Source organism: Paenibacillus hexagrammi (genome assembly GCF_021513275.1).
Lineage (GTDB): Bacteria > Bacillota > Bacilli > Paenibacillales > NBRC-103111 > Paenibacillus_E > Paenibacillus_E hexagrammi.
The window spans coordinates 1,293,882-1,308,285 of the sequence record NZ_CP090978.1 but is presented as its reverse complement, the minus strand read 5'-3'; the positions used below and the strand labels follow the sequence as shown (position 1 = coordinate 1,308,285).

Here is a 14,404-nt window from a genome sequence, read left to right as displayed (position 1 = left end):
TAACAAAGAACCCAGTTTCCCAGGTTCTTGGCGTTTAGGTATATTGTGCCTCAAAATATCATCGGTATGCCTTCGTCGGCAACAACGTCACCAATCCGGGCATCCCCGACTTCCGAAATCAGCACATTTAATCTCGTAGACAGGTCGATTTCATCCGGTTCCTTCAAGTCCTTGCCGGAAGCATCCTGCATGATCCGAACGATCGGTCGATGCGGAATCGTAATGTTCAGCTTGGAAACAATACCGGATTCCCCTGTACTGAGTTTTACCGGTATTCCGAGAGGATAAATCGCAATCTTATCACGGAACAAAGCGATCTTGCTCTGATCATACATCGTCCCCGAGCCTGCAAATAGTTGCTCCATCGCTTGATGTGGCAGAAGCGGACTTCGGTATACCCGTGTCGTTGTCATTGCATCATAGGAATCTACAAGCCCAATCCAACGGGCGAATTCGTGAATTTCATTGCCTTTAAGTCCCCTTGGATACCCGCTTCCATCCAATCGTTCATGGTGCTGGAATGCACAATGGGCCGTCACAAGCGGTATGTTCGGCTCTTGCTTCAAAATTTGGAAGCCATATGTCGTGTGATGCTTCATTTCGGTAAACTCATCATGTGTCAGTTGAGATGGCTTTTTCAGAATATCGACAGAAATCTTCGTTTTACCGATGTCGTGGAGAAGCGCGCCAAGTCCAAGGGCTACAAGATTCTCCCTGTCGTACCCGTAGCTGATCCCGAGCATGGTCGCATAGATACTGACGTTTAACGAATGCTGAAACAAATAGTTGTCCGTCACATTCATGGTGTTGAGCATGACCATGGCGTCTTGATGTCCGCTGACATCGTCGATAATCATCGTCATCAAATCTCTGAATTTTCTGCCTAGATCATAGTAACTCACTGCACTTCGTTTATTGGTGTCTTCCATCATCGTACGGAATGTATTTCGAATTTCTTTAATCGCTCTAGTTCTTGTTTCTTGTTGAATGTAATCCGGCAGAACGATATCCTCCGTTCGCGGATCAGCAATGTATACATAGTCAATGCCGTAAGAGAAGAGTCTTTCAATAAGTCTGCTTGTCAGCTCTACATCTGTCGCAAGCAGCACCATTCCCTCTTCATTATATATGTTCTTGGCAAGCCGCATACCCGGTTGACACATATGGATCGGCATCAAACGCATTTCTTTTCCTCCGCTAAGTGAGCATTCTTTTGACAAAGTAATCTTCTCATAAATGTAATAGATTTCACAGAAAAGAGCAATAGAAAAACCGCATCCTTCGACGCGGTCCGCAAGATTTCTACAAATTAAGCTTAGAATAGTAAATACAAGAGAAAGATAGCAGCGACGATAAAGCGATAGTAAGCAAAATAGGTCAGCTTCATCCTTTGAACGAATTTGATAAAGGAGACGACCGCAAGCAAAGCTACGATAAAGGAAACAAAGAAGCCGACAAGGAAAAAACCGAGATCGTTCATGGATAGAGCGTCGTAGTTTTTCAACATGTACACGCCGGAAGCTCCGAACATAACTGGAATGGCCATAATGAACGTGAAATCGGCTGCAGCCGCTCTGCTGACACCTGCCAGCATGCCGCCCGCTATTGTCGAGCCGGATCTTGAGAAGCCAGGCCAGATGGAAAGCAGCTGCCAGATACCAATGAGGAATGCCTGTTTGTAGGTCAGGTCATCCATTACTTCCGTTGTAGGACGTTCCTTCTGCTTTTCGGCAACAATCAGCAGGATGCCCCCCAGAACCAGTCCGATCAATACAGTCGCAGCTGAGAACAGCTTCTCATCGACAAAGTCATTGAACAGCACGCCGATAATCCCGGCCGGCAGGATACCGATCAAGATATGAAGCAGGTTCAGCTTTCTTCCTGTCTTGCTGTCACTCTTTCTGCGGATGAGTCCGAACAAGGATAAAATCCGCTTCCAATAGATAAGCACGACGGCCATGATTGCGCCAAGCTGGATAAAGAAATTGAACGTCTGAATAATCGGATCCTTGTCGTTGATGTTCATCAGATTTTGCGCTAGGATCATATGTCCGGTCGAGGATACCGGTAAAAACTCTGTAAGTCCCTCAATAATACCAATAATAATGGCCTGCCAAATGTGGTACATAGCTTCCCCCTCAGAATGGTTTACTCGTTATTCAAGATCTCCTGTCCAATTTCTCATTTTACCTTTCCCACTATGTATCTGACAATATCTTCGACAAACGTCGTCACGATCCGCCTATTCTTCTCTTCTGCTTATCCGACTCCGATCGGAGTACCGGGACTCCATGCAGCTTGCGACGGCGTCCTCGTCCTGCAGCTGGGAAGCAAGCACGTCCCGAAGAAATTCGGGAAGCATGTATTCAATGTGGGTGCCTTGACCAAGTGTCAAGTAACCCGAGCCGAAGGTAAACATGTCAATGGTGCCGACCAGATATTCGCGGTCGACCTGAAGCGGCTCACCGGCTACCGTAGCGGTGAGTATCCGGTGGTAAGGCGCGCGGGAGCTGTCTACTTCAATCTGCATCCCGTCCACGCAAAGCGCGCCCAGCACTTCCCCGCGGAAGCCGAAGCCCCGGATCGGCTTCTCCATGAACTCGCCAAGCAGCGACTCTTCGAGCGCTTGCAGCAGTTTAGCCCCGCTGAGCCGCAGGCGGCAGGGGTTAATCGGCCCCGGGCAGATTTCGAGCAATCGCCCGCGGGTAATGCAGCCCTCCTTCAAGCCTTGAAGGAGCTGCCCGCTGTTGACCAGCCCGATCTCGGCGCTGGTCCATCGGCGAAGCCCCTCCGCAAGCAGGTTGCCCAGCGGGGATTCGCCATACCAATCCAGGCGCAGCGGCTGACGCAGCCGCGCCACCGCTTGCCAGCGCGGCTGCGCCCGCGCTGCGGAAGTGCTCCAGCAGCGCCGCGACGCTGCTGTCCTCCGGCGCGCCGTCCATCGGCACGACGCACCCTTCAAGCCGTGCGATCCGCCGCTGCGCCGGATCGTAGGCAAGATCGATGCGGCCGGCGTAGGCGCCGAACTTGCCGGCCGCAGCTACGTAGGTGCCGCGTATCAAGAGCGGCTCCTCCAGCAAGTGATGGGTATGACCTCCCAGTATGAGGTCAATTCCATCCAGCTCTTCCGCCATCTGCTGGTCGCTCCGCAGCCCCAGATGGGACATCACAATGACGATATCCGCTTGGTCCCTAAGCCTTCTAACCGTATCGGCCACGGCCTGCAGCGGATCAGTCACGTGCCAGCCCAGCAGCTCGTAATAGTCGTTGTAAGCAGCCGTCACGCCAATCAAGGCAATATGCAGCCCGGATTTCGTCACGATCGCATAAGGAAGCATCCAATCCGGCGTTTCACCGGTTGTCTTGTCCAGTATATTGCTGGCGATAACCGGAAACCTCGCCCTGCCTTCAAACACACTTCGGAGCGCTTCGGGCGTATATGTGAGTCCTTCATTATTGCCCACAACCATCGCTTCGTACCCGGTCGCATTCATAATATCCACGTTGGCCAGACCGCCCGTCCCTTCCGTTTCAGGTCGCATCCGGTCCATGTGGTCTCCGATGTCCAGAGTAAGCACTTGATCCGCGGGCAGCGATTCCCGCACCTGACGAAAATAGGCGCTGATCTTCGGCATCTGCTCAAAATGGCTATGAATGTCATTCGTGTGTAAAATAACTAGCTCTCGCAGCTCGTCGGACAAATCCTTCACCTCCAAGATCGAAGCATGTCTAATCCTATGCGGACAGCAGCAGACTCATTTCTTAAATTTCATTTCTTCTACGGTAACCGCATTTTTATAACCATATGTAGCTTCATTTCCCAAATTTTGATCATAGAGAAAGCTGATCTTGATTACGCTTTTCACATTCAAGCATTCACTGCTCCCATTTGGAACGTACAACCGAATCGGAAATCCCTTTTGCAGCGGCTCGCCATTCTGCGCATATAGGATGAGCGCCTGATCCAGCTCCGCCCAGGGGATGAGCGCCTGAAATTCATCAACGGCCTCAACTTTAAGATGAGTAGGCTCCTCCTGGGTTTCTACGGTACTACGGCTGTCTCGCCAATGTCGGTACCAGGATTTCAAATCAAAGCCTTCTCCTTTCACCTCCGGCACACGTTCTGCCAATGAAAGCTTCCACGGAGCTGTTTCTGCCATTTGATGTACCGTAACTATTTCACTGCTTCCTCTATGTTGGTCCATAACTTGTATGTGTGCTTGTTTGTTCATCTATCGATTCTCCCCTTCCATCTCCCAGGCAAGCCTGGCTCGCCTCACTCATTATACCATTTTCCTTTCAAAATATGATATGCTGATGGAATGAACATACCGCTTTAAGAGGTGAGCCGTCATGAAATTATCGATCCAGCTCTTTGCAGGTCTTGTCGACCTGCTAGAGTCTTCTGTACTTACTATTCAAGTCGAACAAACTTCCGTTACGGCCGGCCAACTCAAACAAATCATCGCTGAGCTGCATCCCGCCGCTTCCGATCAGATATTCACCTGCTTTGTCGCCAAAAACCAGGCCTACGCCGGTGACCATGAAACTGTTGGCGAGGAGGATGAGATCGCCTTGATTCCGCCCGTATCCGGAGGGCAGCCTAGCAGATGCAGCATCACCTATGACAAAATTGACACCGAGCGCGTTGCGTCTCTAGTCAATCATCCTAATCACGGCGCTTCCCTTGTATTTATCGGAACCACCCGCGAAATGACTCACGGTCAAAGAACCGTACTCCTTGAATATGAGGCTTATGTGCCTATGGCGCTGAAGACAATGGAAACGATAGGGGAAGAGATCGATCGGAAATGGCCGGGGACTCTGTGCGCCATCACCCATCGGCTTGGTAAAGTTGAGATCGCCGAAGCAAGTGTGGTTATTGCGGTCTCCTCTCCTCATAGAGCCGACTGTTACGAAGCAAGCCGCTATGCAATCGAACGTCTCAAACAAATCGTCCCAATTTGGAAAAAAGAAATCTGGGAAGACGGGTCCGAGTGGAAAGGCAGTCAAACCGGCCCATGGAACCCGTTAGAATCGCAAGGATAAGGAAGTGATGACTAGATGGAACAATTACATACGGGGCTTGTACCTGAAACAAGCGATCAACCAAACGTGGATCCACGCTATTCCAGGCAGATTCTATTTGCTCCGATTGGTGCAGCAGGTCAAGCAAAATTAACGAAAAGCAAAGTAGCTGTCGTAGGTATGGGCGCGCTGGGAACGGTCCTCGCCAATCATATGGTTCGAGCAGGTGTCGGCTTCGTTCGCATCATAGACAGAGACTTCGTCGAGGTGAGCAATCTGCAAAGGCAAATGCTGTACGATGAAGACGATGCCTCCTCTATGATGCCAAAAGCGATTGCTGCAGCTAAAAGGTTAAGAAGCGTCAACTCTTTAGTCGAGATTGATCCCCACGTCACTGATTTGAATGCACTTAATGCGGATGAGCTGCTTCAGGATGTCGATCTCATTCTTGATGGTTCGGACAACTTTGCCGTCCGTTTTCTGATTAACGATGTCAGCAGCAAGCACAGCATACCTTGGATCTATGGAGGCGCCGTTGCGTCAAGAGGCGTTGCCCTCGCCATACTTCCAGGACAATCTCCATGCCTGCGCTGCTTATTTGCGCAAGCGCCAAAAGCGGGCACAGCCGATACGTGCGATACGGCCGGCGTCATCGGCGGAATTATTCACGTTGTCGCCTCGTTCCAAGCCACGGAAGCGATTAAATACTTGATCGGCGACCTGGAGCGTATGAACAAGGGCATGCAACAGTGGGACCTTTGGTATAACCAGCACTCCTCTATTCAAGTTGCAAACGCGCGAAAATCGAACTGCCCAGCCTGCGGACTGCATCAATATGAATATCTGGATGCCGAGCAGGACAGTGATGTGATTCAATCCATGTGCGGGAGAAATTCGGTTCAAATCCTTCCAGTCACTCCAACAGCTCTATCCTTAGAGCAATGGGAAGATCGCTTTAAGCCCCTAGGCCATACCGAAAGAAACCGTTTTTTACTCAAATTTCAGCCCAATTCCGAAGTTACTATGGTACTCTTTCCTGACGGCAGAGTCCTCGTACAAGGTACGGATGACCTTACTGCAGCCAAATCGCTCTACAGCCGATTCATAGGTATGTAAGTCCCCAAAAAATCTAAATAGCCCTTATTGCCAACTAATAGGAATAGCGATACTATTACATTGTATCCACATCTATTCAGGCTTGGGAAAGGACTTGCTATGCGCATACACGTGTTGCAGCTTTTTGTTGGCGACAAATTAATCAGTGATACCTACAATTCGTCAGGACTGCACCTTCTTTCGGCGGGGACTGTTCTTGATTCAAGTGATATCCTCATGCTAAATCGGCATCATGTTGAGTATGTCAGCATCGAACCGAGGCAGGATGAGGCTATACCGCAAAATGTAAACGCTGACATTAAAGCCAGTCCAGCTCAATCCCTTGCTTTCGAAAGTGCAATTCAAGGGATTAAGAGCTTATTTAGCAATGCAGGAGCCGGGGATACGATCGTAAATGAAGTGATTGAAAAAGCTTTTAACCCGCTTATTGATTCATTTCAAGGGGAAAAGGACGTCGTATCTCTGCTTCTCTCTTTAAATAGTAAGGACGATTACACCTATCAGCACAGCGTGCAGGTTGGTATGCTTTCTTATTACATCGCTAAATGGATGGGGAAATCTGAGCTTGAAGCTCTTCATCTAGGCAAATCAGGTTATCTCCATGATATCGGCAAAAGCAGAATTGATCAGAACATTCTTCAAAAACCAGGCAAGCTTACTTCCAAGGAATACGATGAAATAAAAAAGCATACCATCTACGGCTACGAAATCTTACGCAGCTCTTTGCAAGATACTGCCATGGCTTTAGCGGCCTTGCAGCACCATGAACGTATGGACGGCAGCGGCTACCCGCTGCGCAAAAAGGACAAAGAGATTCATCCCTTTGCCCAAATTGTTGCCGTTGCCGATGTATACAGCGCTATGATATGTCATAGAGTTTACCAGCAAAAGCGGGACCTGCTGATCGTCTTGAAAGAACTTAACCGGATGAGCTTTGGCGAGCTGGACCCCCAGATCACACAAGTGTTCATCCGGCAGATGATACCGAACTTTATAGGAAAAAAAGTATCACTCAGCGACGGAAGAACCGGTACGATCGTCATGACGAATCCTTCGGATTTTTTCAAGCCGCTTATCCGCATCAATCAGGAATTTTTCGATTTATCGCAAATTGGTCATGTAGAAATTACAAATATCGCCATGTAGCTTGTAGCTTGTAGCTTGTTACACGTAGCACGTAGCTTGTAGCTTGTAGCTTGTAGCTTGTAACATTTAACATTTAACATTTAACATTTAACACATAACACGTATCATGTAACATGCAGCTAGTATCTAGAATAACATGTAACTTTGCAGCCAACTGTGAAGCTGGCAGCTACACAATCAAGCTTCCCACGGTTAAGGCCATTCCGACATATACCGAAGCCAGCAGCGTTCCAACAGCCACATTTCCCTTCTGGAGCTGCTCAGACAAACGAAAGCCCGGCGTCAGCCAGTCGAATACCCAGTACGCGGCAATTAAGCATACGTAACCTACCGCGAACCATAAACTCATGTGCCATATCGAGGAATTGGTATAGGCTGCGATCGCAAGTACGATCGCTGTAGCTATAAATTTGCCACCCATTGTGATGCCGACAGCTACATTGCCGTTCTTGATCTCCTCCATATCGCGGTAGGGCGTCATCATGCTGAATATGAACATTCCCGCGAACTGCAGCACGACAATCACCAATAAGCTGATTAACAAGTTTCCAATAATCAATTTGCCCACCCCCTGAATTTCGCCATCACCTGGTCATAATTACTGTAATCGTGCACCTCTTCCAAAATTACCTCCACTTGCTGCTTATCCTTGAAGGAGGCATACCGCTCCTCGCTAATCGGCTGCTTGACCTTCTGTCCTGTTGGCATATCAACTACCGCAAAGTAACGGAATTTCCCATTCAACTCCGTTTTATAAACGCCGACCAGATTGACTTCTGTGGTCAGCTGCTTTTTCAGCTCCGATATGTCTTTATCCGCTTCTTCTTTGGTCTTAAAGGTTTTGATTGCTTTCCACTGGGACAATGTCACATCATTGCGTCCTTGACTGTCTGTTTGCATATTCGCGCTCATGGAAGTAAGCACCCAGACCTTATCGCCGGTTGCGAAGTTCTGATCGTTAGATATTCGCTCGTTGTTCGGAAGTAGCACCATATCCCCGTCGAGCAAATCGCCCACAGTGCTTTCTACAACCTGATAATCCCATGGTAGCTCATTGCTTCCGCTTGATGTACTCGTATTGCCTTCGGTCACTGATCCTGTCGCATAACCATTATTGGGACTTAACACGGATGGTTTACTGTTAAAAGCCGAGCTTATTCCCCAAATGATAAGTATGACGCCGACGACACATAAAGACATGATCCAAAATCTCTGTTGTTTCAAGCCCTCCCCACTCCTATCGCTACAAAATGACTTGTATTTCCTGTAATTATGCCGCCAGCACGGCCTAATAACCCGCACGGCGTTCCGTTTAACATAAACAACCCGGTAAGCAGATGTCGTTCTCCCTCAGCCAATTTCACTACAGGCAGATCCGCTCTTTGCTGATATACTCTTTGAAAAAATACGCTCGTGTCAAAGCCATCCTCGTCTTTGTGCTCAATCTGACCGCCCGCATCGTATAATTCCACAGAACCGCCTTCCCGGCCGAACATCGACTTGGATACATATTCACCTTCCCATACTGGCATCGTATAAGTAGGCAGCATATAGGCCCTAATTGCGTTATGTTCCTCTTCTGAGAATAGATCGGCTCTGAGCTCGTGCAGCCCCCATATCACAGCCTGTAAGCCTTTGGATTGTAAAATCACCGCATGCAAGGAATTCACAAGATGAAGATAACCTTCTTCCAAGGAGTAAGCTAACGCTTCGCCTCCATCATCTACTCCCATCCATTCCTTCGGATATAAGGCAAACATCCGCTTAATGGTATGGTCCTCACCGGCATGAACAACACCCTCATCAATCCACAAATCAAGGCAATCTACGCATGTCATCTTCCTGCCGCTGTGTGCCACTAAAGCCTCGATAGTTCCGGAATCCTCTACATGTGTGCCATATCCGATACACGCGGCGAAATCAGGCTGCTCCACTTCCCAAGCTGCTCTTATCAAATCTTTCATATGGATATTCGATGTATCCACGTCATATTGCTCACACATCCACGGAGTAACTACCGCTGCTTCCACATAGCCAGTGGGCGTATCCGCATTTAGTTCCAATAGCTTAATCTCTCCACTGTGCTGAACAGTAAAGTCAAATCGGGCATAACGGCTCAAGCAACCCGGCTGTCCAGGCTCCAACCCGTCGAGTCCATCCCAGAGCACTTCGGGAATCGATAACGCCTCATAAAGGTCTCTACGACCGATTACGAACCTTGCTGCCTTGTCAAATACCATCCAAAGCATACTAGCTGCTTGATGCAGCTCCTCACACACGGCTGCGTCCATTACAACGAGCTGATCGACCCAGTAAGCTTCTCCATCGATATCAGCCCACTTAAAACCAAGCTCCGACAGCTGGCTGACTCGACGCTCACGATCGGGATGCGGAGTTCCTATTACTTCAAAGATCATGAACCTGCCTAGCTTCCCGAGCTCGAGCTGGAGCCGGAGCTAAAGCCGCCCGATCTGCCACCTATGCTGCCGGAAGAGGTGGAGCTGGATTTGGAAGATGAAGACGTCGATGATCTGCTCGTCGTAGAGGCGCCGGATTTATTGGTTGTAAAAGATCCTGTACTGCTAGATGTCGTCGGCGTTTTGGTTTTGGAGCGATTTGCAAAGGTGTCCGCTGTATATGTTTTCGCCACATAGGGCTGTTTCGTTCTATAGTCATAGGATGGATGGCTGCTTACCCACCGGCTCGATGAATACGGGCTTCCAGAATTTAATATTAGATGGTACAACAATAGGTCATCCCACCCAAAGCCCCCTCCATAATGATTGACGATGACCGGGGAAGAGCTTCCTCCAACACCTGAGCTCTGACCGGACGAATCAGTTGGCGTGGGACTTGGAGATGCAGTTGCCCCTAAATCTGCAGGAACCGGCAAATTCCAATCCACATTTGCATCAAAATACTGCTTTACTGCGTCTGTTGACCATTCCACCAGCTTCGCGGAGCCCACCTGACCATTTTGCTCCGGTACTGCGGTCTCAGCTTGCCCGGATTGGGCGAGAAGCATATGTCCTACTAGCATAAGTCCTAATGATGTCGATAGTACCTTTAGAGGCTGCTTCACTGTAGTCCTCCTTCCTCTTGCCCTCCTACTCCCGTCAGCAGCAGCTCAAATACATTGCCGTCTAGGTTTAGCCTTCCTTCGATCATTTCATACTCTTTGCCACCGGCAAGTAAGTAATTAGCGGCATCCAGGGCTTGCATAAATTTCTCATCCCAAGGGCGTTCGCTTAATTTTTCGAGTTCACCGCTTGCTTTCTTTTCATACAAAATGATGTTCATCGTACTCCTCCTCTTTCATTCGTCTATAAAGTAAAACGCAGCGAACACGAATATGTTTCAAAAAATAACAAAAAAGGCCTGTCCATGGGACAGAACCTTATCCATTTTAATATGCCACACGTCTTGCACGTAAGAAGGTTTCTTTCCAATACGCTTTATTAATACTTGATATTTGAACGCCGTTTTTAGGTTCCGGAGATGCGTGCAGCATTTGCATGTTTCCGATATAGATGCCCACATGACCTACGGTCTTGTTGCTTTTGAATCGACCCGGCACGTAATAAAACATAAGATCGCCTTTTCTTAAATTTTTTCGGCTAACCAATGTTCCATGATTGGACTGCTGACGAGCTAATCGCGGAAGTTTAACGCCATACTTGCCGAAAACATACTGCGTGAAGGTTGAACAATCAAATCTACCGGAAACGGAGTAAGGTTTAGCTCCGAATTTATATTTGACTCCGAGATATTGGCGTCCTTTGCGAATCAACCCATTAATATCGATATTTTTTAGTACAGGTACGTCTTGAGTGTCGCCTTCTGCGGCCCAGACCTCCAGGTCTACAGGCTGTCCTGTTCCATCTTCCACGGATGCAGGATTGACACCAACATCTCCGCCTTTAAATGGATCATTCGGATCTTCCCCGAAGTCTAACTCTGCACCGGCTGCTTTTGGACTTGGATCATCTTCATGCTCAATAGTCGGTTCAGAAGAAGGATGTACTAGAAGGTTGCCGTCCTTCACCTCATAGGACATATCTTCTTGGAACAAATCGCCAAGCGCTGCGATTGGGATATAAGGTGTGCCTCCCTCTTTCACGAAGGGCTGACTAACATGTATTTCGCTGCCGTCTTTCATAGCTTTTGTACTATTCATGGTAATTTCATAATTCGCATCATTGTCACCAATCAGAAAACGGTCTGCATTTGCTTCGTCCCAGTCCGTCTGAAATCTAACTGTCTTGGCGAGATCGATTGCGGATACATAGTTTGCATTCCCAATAGCTTTAATCGGAACGCTTGCATCGCTTGCTCCCAGCATGGTCATACCTTGATTATTTTGCGCTAAACTCCGCGGTCCTAGGGATGTATCTGCATTCATTTGCGCCGAAGGGGTTTGGGTAACGGAAGCTCCGTTCGGGTTGTTCGGGTTGTTCGATTTCGGTGAGGCTTGATTGCTCCCGCATGCAGTCGTTGTTGCCAATATGACGATCATACTTCCAATTGCCGTTGACCTCAGCTTATTCCACATTCGCTCTCTTCTCCTTTGAGGTTACAATGTAATCCCTCATAGGTTGAGGCAAGCGGGAAGCAAATATGCATAGATTGAAGGCATCCTGGCTTGTATACTCTTGGAATTTAACTGATAGCCGCCGCGTATGCTACAATGAATTTAATTAAGTGCTTCTTTATAGATTTCGTAGAAAGGTCGGGGATTTTAGCGTGGATAGAACCGCTTCACTTAACCTATACAGTGTGATTTTCGGCTTGATTGCCCTATTCCTTAATATTTTCCTGTTGACTGCTCCTATTGGTTTCCTATTAGGAATTCCTGCGTTGATCTGCGGATTTATGTCTAGATCTAAGGAAGGTAGGAATGGAGGTCTATATATCTCGCTGCTTTCATATCTTGTTTTCATTTTTTGGGTGGTTAGCATACTAATTCCTTTGGTAGCAGATCCTACCTTACAGTTCTCTCTACACGGCTCATAACTAAAATATACCGCTTACAGCCCTCCAAATAATCGCCTTACAAATTTGATAAAGTCAGCCGTGATTGGGATTAAGCCAAACCCATGACTTCCGACGACAACGATACCGTAAACCGTTTCTCCAATTCCGATCACCCCTAAAGCAGTTTGCGCTATCGAAACAGCACCTATTGCGTATCGGCCAATCGCCACCGCTCCAAACGCCAGCCACGATGATATGGCGACAGCTCCGCCTGCGAGGTCGGCCGATATGGCCACTGCTCCCAAAGAAAGCAACCAACTAATTGCCACGGCTCCAAATGAGAAGATTCCCACACTCACTGCACCAAGTGAAATAGCCCCAATTGCAACATCTCCTACAGCTATTAGCCCGATTGCAATCCGCTGTTTTCGCTTGCCATTCCGCGGCCCGCCTATACGGATATTAATCAACGGCAAACCTCGGGATGGCCATTGATAATCGATTTCGCGGTCTCCCCAGCCTCTGCTTTCCCACATTCCATCATACCAGCGTTTTGGGTTCATCATCTTCCTCCGGCTCCGCGCTCAGCGCTTTCATTAGTATTAGAATATCACGCGATATCCGAGTATAGAACAGGCTTAGGATGGATCGGGATTAAGTCTGTAGTCTGATATAAAAAGATAAAGAAAAAGAAGACCCATAGGGGTCTTCTGAGTAAAGATTTAACCGATCGAACCTTCCATTTCAAACTTGATTAATCGGTTCATTTCAACCGCATATTCCATTGGCAGTTCTTTTGTAAACGGCTCGATAAAGCCCATAACGATCATTTGTGTAGCTTCCGCTTCCGTTAATCCACGGCTCATCAGATAGAACAGCTGATCCTCAGAAACCTTGGATACTGTAGCTTCATGCTCAAGCACAATATTGTCATTCATGATTTCGTTGTATGGAATTGTATCCGATGTGGATTCATTATCCAGAATCAACGTATCACATTTGATGTTGGCTTTGGAGCCTTGGGAATTACGTCCGAAGGATGCCAAGCCGCGATACGTCACTTTACCGCCGTGCTTCGAGATGGACTTCGAGACAATTGTCGAAGTTGTATCCGGAGCAAGATGAGTCATTTTAGCGCCTGCATCTTGATGCTGACCTTTACCGGCTACAGCGATGGAAAGAACCATACCTTTTGCGCCGCGGCCTTTCAGTACAACTGCTGGGTATTTCATCGTCAGCTTGGAGCCGATATTTCCGTCAACCCACTCCATCGTCGCGTTTTCTTCAGCAACCGCACGCTTGGTAACCAGGTTGTAAATGTTCGGAGCCCAGTTCTGAATCGTTGTGTAACGAGCACGGGAATTCTTTTTACATACGATCTCAACAACCGCGCTGTGCAGGGAGTTCGTGCTGTAAATTGGAGCTGTACAGCCTTCTACGTAGTGTACGAAGCTGTCCTCGTCCGTAATGATGAGCGTGCGCTCAAATTGACCCATGTTCTCGGAGTTGATGCGGAAGTATGCCTGAAGAGGCACTTCGCACTTCACACCTTTTGGTACATAGATAAAGGAACCGCCAGACCATACGGCACTGTTCAGTGCTGCAAATTTATTATCACTAGGAGGAATAACTGTTCCGAAATATTCTTTAAACAGCTCAGGATATTCACGAAGAGCCGTATCGGTATCCGTAAAGATAACGCCTTGATCTTCCAATTCCTTTTGCATGCTGTGGTAGACAACCTCTGATTCATACTGCGCGGATACACCGGCAAGGAACTTTTGCTCAGCTTCAGGAATCCCCAGCTTGTCAAAAGTTTCCTTAATTTCAGTAGGAACTTCTTCCCATGTTTTACCTTGCTTCTCCGAAGGCTTGACATAGTACTGGATATCATTGAAATCCAGATCATCCAAGTTGCCGCCCCAACGAGGCATCGGCATTGCAAAGAATTGCTCCAAAGACTTCAAGCGGAACTGGAGCATCCAGTCCGGCTCGCCCTTCATCTTGGAAATTTCTGCTACGATCTCACGAGTTAAGCCTTTTCCCGATTGGAAAACGGCTTTATGCTCGTCTCTAAAGCCATATTTATACTCATCGAGTTCGGGCATTTGTTTCGCCATTGTAGTTACCTCCCTTTCAG

The 14,404-nt window shown here is 48.0% G+C and carries 15 protein-coding genes and 1 pseudogene; 3 read left to right on the top strand and 13 right to left on the bottom strand.

Annotated features, from left to right (window positions below; translation table 11 throughout):
• Positions 1-50: 50 nt before the first annotated feature.
• The 5 genes and pseudogenes from L0M14_RS05890 to L0M14_RS05875 all read right to left on the bottom strand — a co-directional run bounded on the left by L0M14_RS05890 (position 51) and on the right by L0M14_RS05875 (position 4,232).
• The gene (locus L0M14_RS05890) at positions 51-1,184 is read right to left on the bottom strand and encodes an HD-GYP domain-containing protein (protein ID WP_235121274.1); all 1,134 of its coding nucleotides are present in this window, start codon (positions 1,182-1,184) and stop codon (positions 51-53) included.
• A 131-nt stretch (positions 1,185-1,315) separates the two neighbouring features.
• The gene (locus tag L0M14_RS05885; protein WP_235121273.1) at positions 1,316-2,128 is read right to left on the bottom strand and encodes an undecaprenyl-diphosphate phosphatase; all 813 of its coding nucleotides are present in this window, start codon (positions 2,126-2,128) and stop codon (positions 1,316-1,318) included.
• Positions 2,129-2,242: 114 nt separating this feature from the next.
• On the bottom strand, positions 2,243-2,860 hold the full coding sequence (locus L0M14_RS31430) for a 5'-nucleotidase C-terminal domain-containing protein (protein ID WP_311198842.1): 618 nt from the start codon (positions 2,858-2,860) through the stop codon (positions 2,243-2,245).
• A 274-nt stretch (positions 2,861-3,134) separates the two neighbouring features.
• Positions 3,135-3,635 (bottom strand): annotated as a pseudogene (locus L0M14_RS31425) (bifunctional metallophosphatase/5'-nucleotidase); the annotation flags it as partial.
• Positions 3,636-3,755: 120 nt separating this feature from the next.
• Positions 3,756-4,232 carry a molybdopterin-dependent oxidoreductase gene (locus tag L0M14_RS05875; RefSeq protein ID WP_235121272.1) on the bottom strand — a complete coding sequence of 159 codons (477 nt, stop codon included), beginning with the start codon at positions 4,230-4,232 and terminating at the stop codon, positions 3,756-3,758.
• Between the two features lie 121 nt (positions 4,233-4,353).
• On the opposite strand from L0M14_RS05875, the gene L0M14_RS05865 reads away from it, so the two are divergent.
• The 3 genes from L0M14_RS05865 to L0M14_RS05855 all read left to right on the top strand — a co-directional run bounded on the left by L0M14_RS05865 (position 4,354) and on the right by L0M14_RS05855 (position 7,290).
• Positions 4,354-5,049 carry a molybdenum cofactor biosynthesis protein MoaE gene (locus L0M14_RS05865; RefSeq protein WP_311198841.1) on the top strand — a complete coding sequence of 232 codons (696 nt, stop codon included), beginning with the start codon at positions 4,354-4,356 and terminating at the stop codon, positions 5,047-5,049.
• A gap of 15 nt (positions 5,050-5,064) precedes the next feature.
• Positions 5,065-6,144, top strand: a complete 1,080-nt coding sequence (locus tag L0M14_RS05860; RefSeq protein ID WP_235121271.1) for a ThiF family adenylyltransferase — start codon at positions 5,065-5,067, stop codon at positions 6,142-6,144.
• 99 nt (positions 6,145-6,243) lie between these two features.
• A complete protein-coding gene (locus L0M14_RS05855; RefSeq protein WP_235121270.1) occupies positions 6,244-7,290 on the top strand; it encodes an HD-GYP domain-containing protein in 1,047 nt (348 codons plus the stop codon).
• Between the two features lie 169 nt (positions 7,291-7,459).
• On the opposite strand, the gene L0M14_RS05850 is transcribed toward L0M14_RS05855, so the two are convergent.
• From L0M14_RS05850 to sufB, 8 genes are all read right to left on the bottom strand, one after another.
• Positions 7,460-7,849, bottom strand: coding sequence for a DUF350 domain-containing protein (locus L0M14_RS05850; protein ID WP_235121269.1), 390 nt, complete (start codon positions 7,847-7,849; stop codon positions 7,460-7,462).
• Positions 7,846-8,514, bottom strand: coding sequence for a hypothetical protein (locus L0M14_RS05845; RefSeq protein WP_235121268.1), 669 nt, complete (start codon positions 8,512-8,514; stop codon positions 7,846-7,848). Before L0M14_RS05845 ends, L0M14_RS05850 begins: the two co-directional genes overlap by 4 nt.
• On the bottom strand, positions 8,511-9,707 hold the full coding sequence (locus L0M14_RS05840; RefSeq protein WP_235121267.1) for a glutathionylspermidine synthase family protein: 1,197 nt from the start codon (positions 9,705-9,707) through the stop codon (positions 8,511-8,513). The genes L0M14_RS05845 and L0M14_RS05840 overlap by 4 nt, the downstream gene beginning before the upstream one ends.
• 8 nt (positions 9,708-9,715) lie before the next feature.
• Positions 9,716-10,372, bottom strand: coding sequence for a hypothetical protein (locus L0M14_RS05835; RefSeq protein WP_235121266.1), 657 nt, complete (start codon positions 10,370-10,372; stop codon positions 9,716-9,718).
• The gene (locus tag L0M14_RS05830; RefSeq protein WP_235121265.1) at positions 10,369-10,590 is read right to left on the bottom strand and encodes a hypothetical protein; all 222 of its coding nucleotides are present in this window, start codon (positions 10,588-10,590) and stop codon (positions 10,369-10,371) included. The genes L0M14_RS05835 and L0M14_RS05830 overlap by 4 nt, the downstream gene beginning before the upstream one ends.
• Positions 10,591-10,696: 106 nt before the next feature.
• Positions 10,697-11,842, bottom strand: coding sequence for a C40 family peptidase (locus L0M14_RS05825; protein ID WP_235121264.1), 1,146 nt, complete (start codon positions 11,840-11,842; stop codon positions 10,697-10,699).
• Positions 11,843-12,317: 475 nt separating this feature from the next.
• The gene (locus L0M14_RS05820) at positions 12,318-12,830 is read right to left on the bottom strand and encodes a hypothetical protein (RefSeq protein WP_235121263.1); all 513 of its coding nucleotides are present in this window, start codon (positions 12,828-12,830) and stop codon (positions 12,318-12,320) included.
• 156 nt (positions 12,831-12,986) lie between these two features.
• On the bottom strand, positions 12,987-14,384 hold the full coding sequence (gene sufB, locus L0M14_RS05815; RefSeq protein WP_235121262.1) for a Fe-S cluster assembly protein SufB: 1,398 nt from the start codon (positions 14,382-14,384) through the stop codon (positions 12,987-12,989).
• Positions 14,385-14,404 lie beyond the last annotated feature (20 nt).

Coding starts and splice junctions, on each gene's coding strand:
- L0M14_RS05830 (WP_235121265.1), bottom strand. CDS start 10,590: ATGAACATCATTTTGTATGAAAAGAAAGCAAGCGGTGAACTCGAAAAA.
- sufB (WP_235121262.1), bottom strand. CDS start 14,384: ATGGCGAAACAAATGCCCGAACTCGATGAGTATAAATATGGCTTTAGA.
- L0M14_RS05890 (WP_235121274.1), bottom strand. CDS start 1,184: ATGCGTTTGATGCCGATCCATATGTGTCAACCGGGTATGCGGCTTGCC.
- L0M14_RS05825 (WP_235121264.1), bottom strand. CDS start 11,842: ATGTGGAATAAGCTGAGGTCAACGGCAATTGGAAGTATGATCGTCATA.
- L0M14_RS05820 (WP_235121263.1), bottom strand. CDS start 12,830: ATGATGAACCCAAAACGCTGGTATGATGGAATGTGGGAAAGCAGAGGC.
- L0M14_RS05855 (WP_235121270.1), top strand. CDS start 6,244: ATGCGCATACACGTGTTGCAGCTTTTTGTTGGCGACAAATTAATCAGT.
- L0M14_RS05865 (WP_311198841.1), top strand. CDS start 4,354: ATGAAATTATCGATCCAGCTCTTTGCAGGTCTTGTCGACCTGCTAGAG.
- L0M14_RS05860 (WP_235121271.1), top strand. CDS start 5,065: ATGGAACAATTACATACGGGGCTTGTACCTGAAACAAGCGATCAACCA.
- L0M14_RS05840 (WP_235121267.1), bottom strand. CDS start 9,707: ATGATCTTTGAAGTAATAGGAACTCCGCATCCCGATCGTGAGCGTCGA.
- L0M14_RS05875 (WP_235121272.1), bottom strand. CDS start 4,232: ATGAACAAACAAGCACACATACAAGTTATGGACCAACATAGAGGAAGC.
- L0M14_RS05885 (WP_235121273.1), bottom strand. CDS start 2,128: ATGTACCACATTTGGCAGGCCATTATTATTGGTATTATTGAGGGACTT.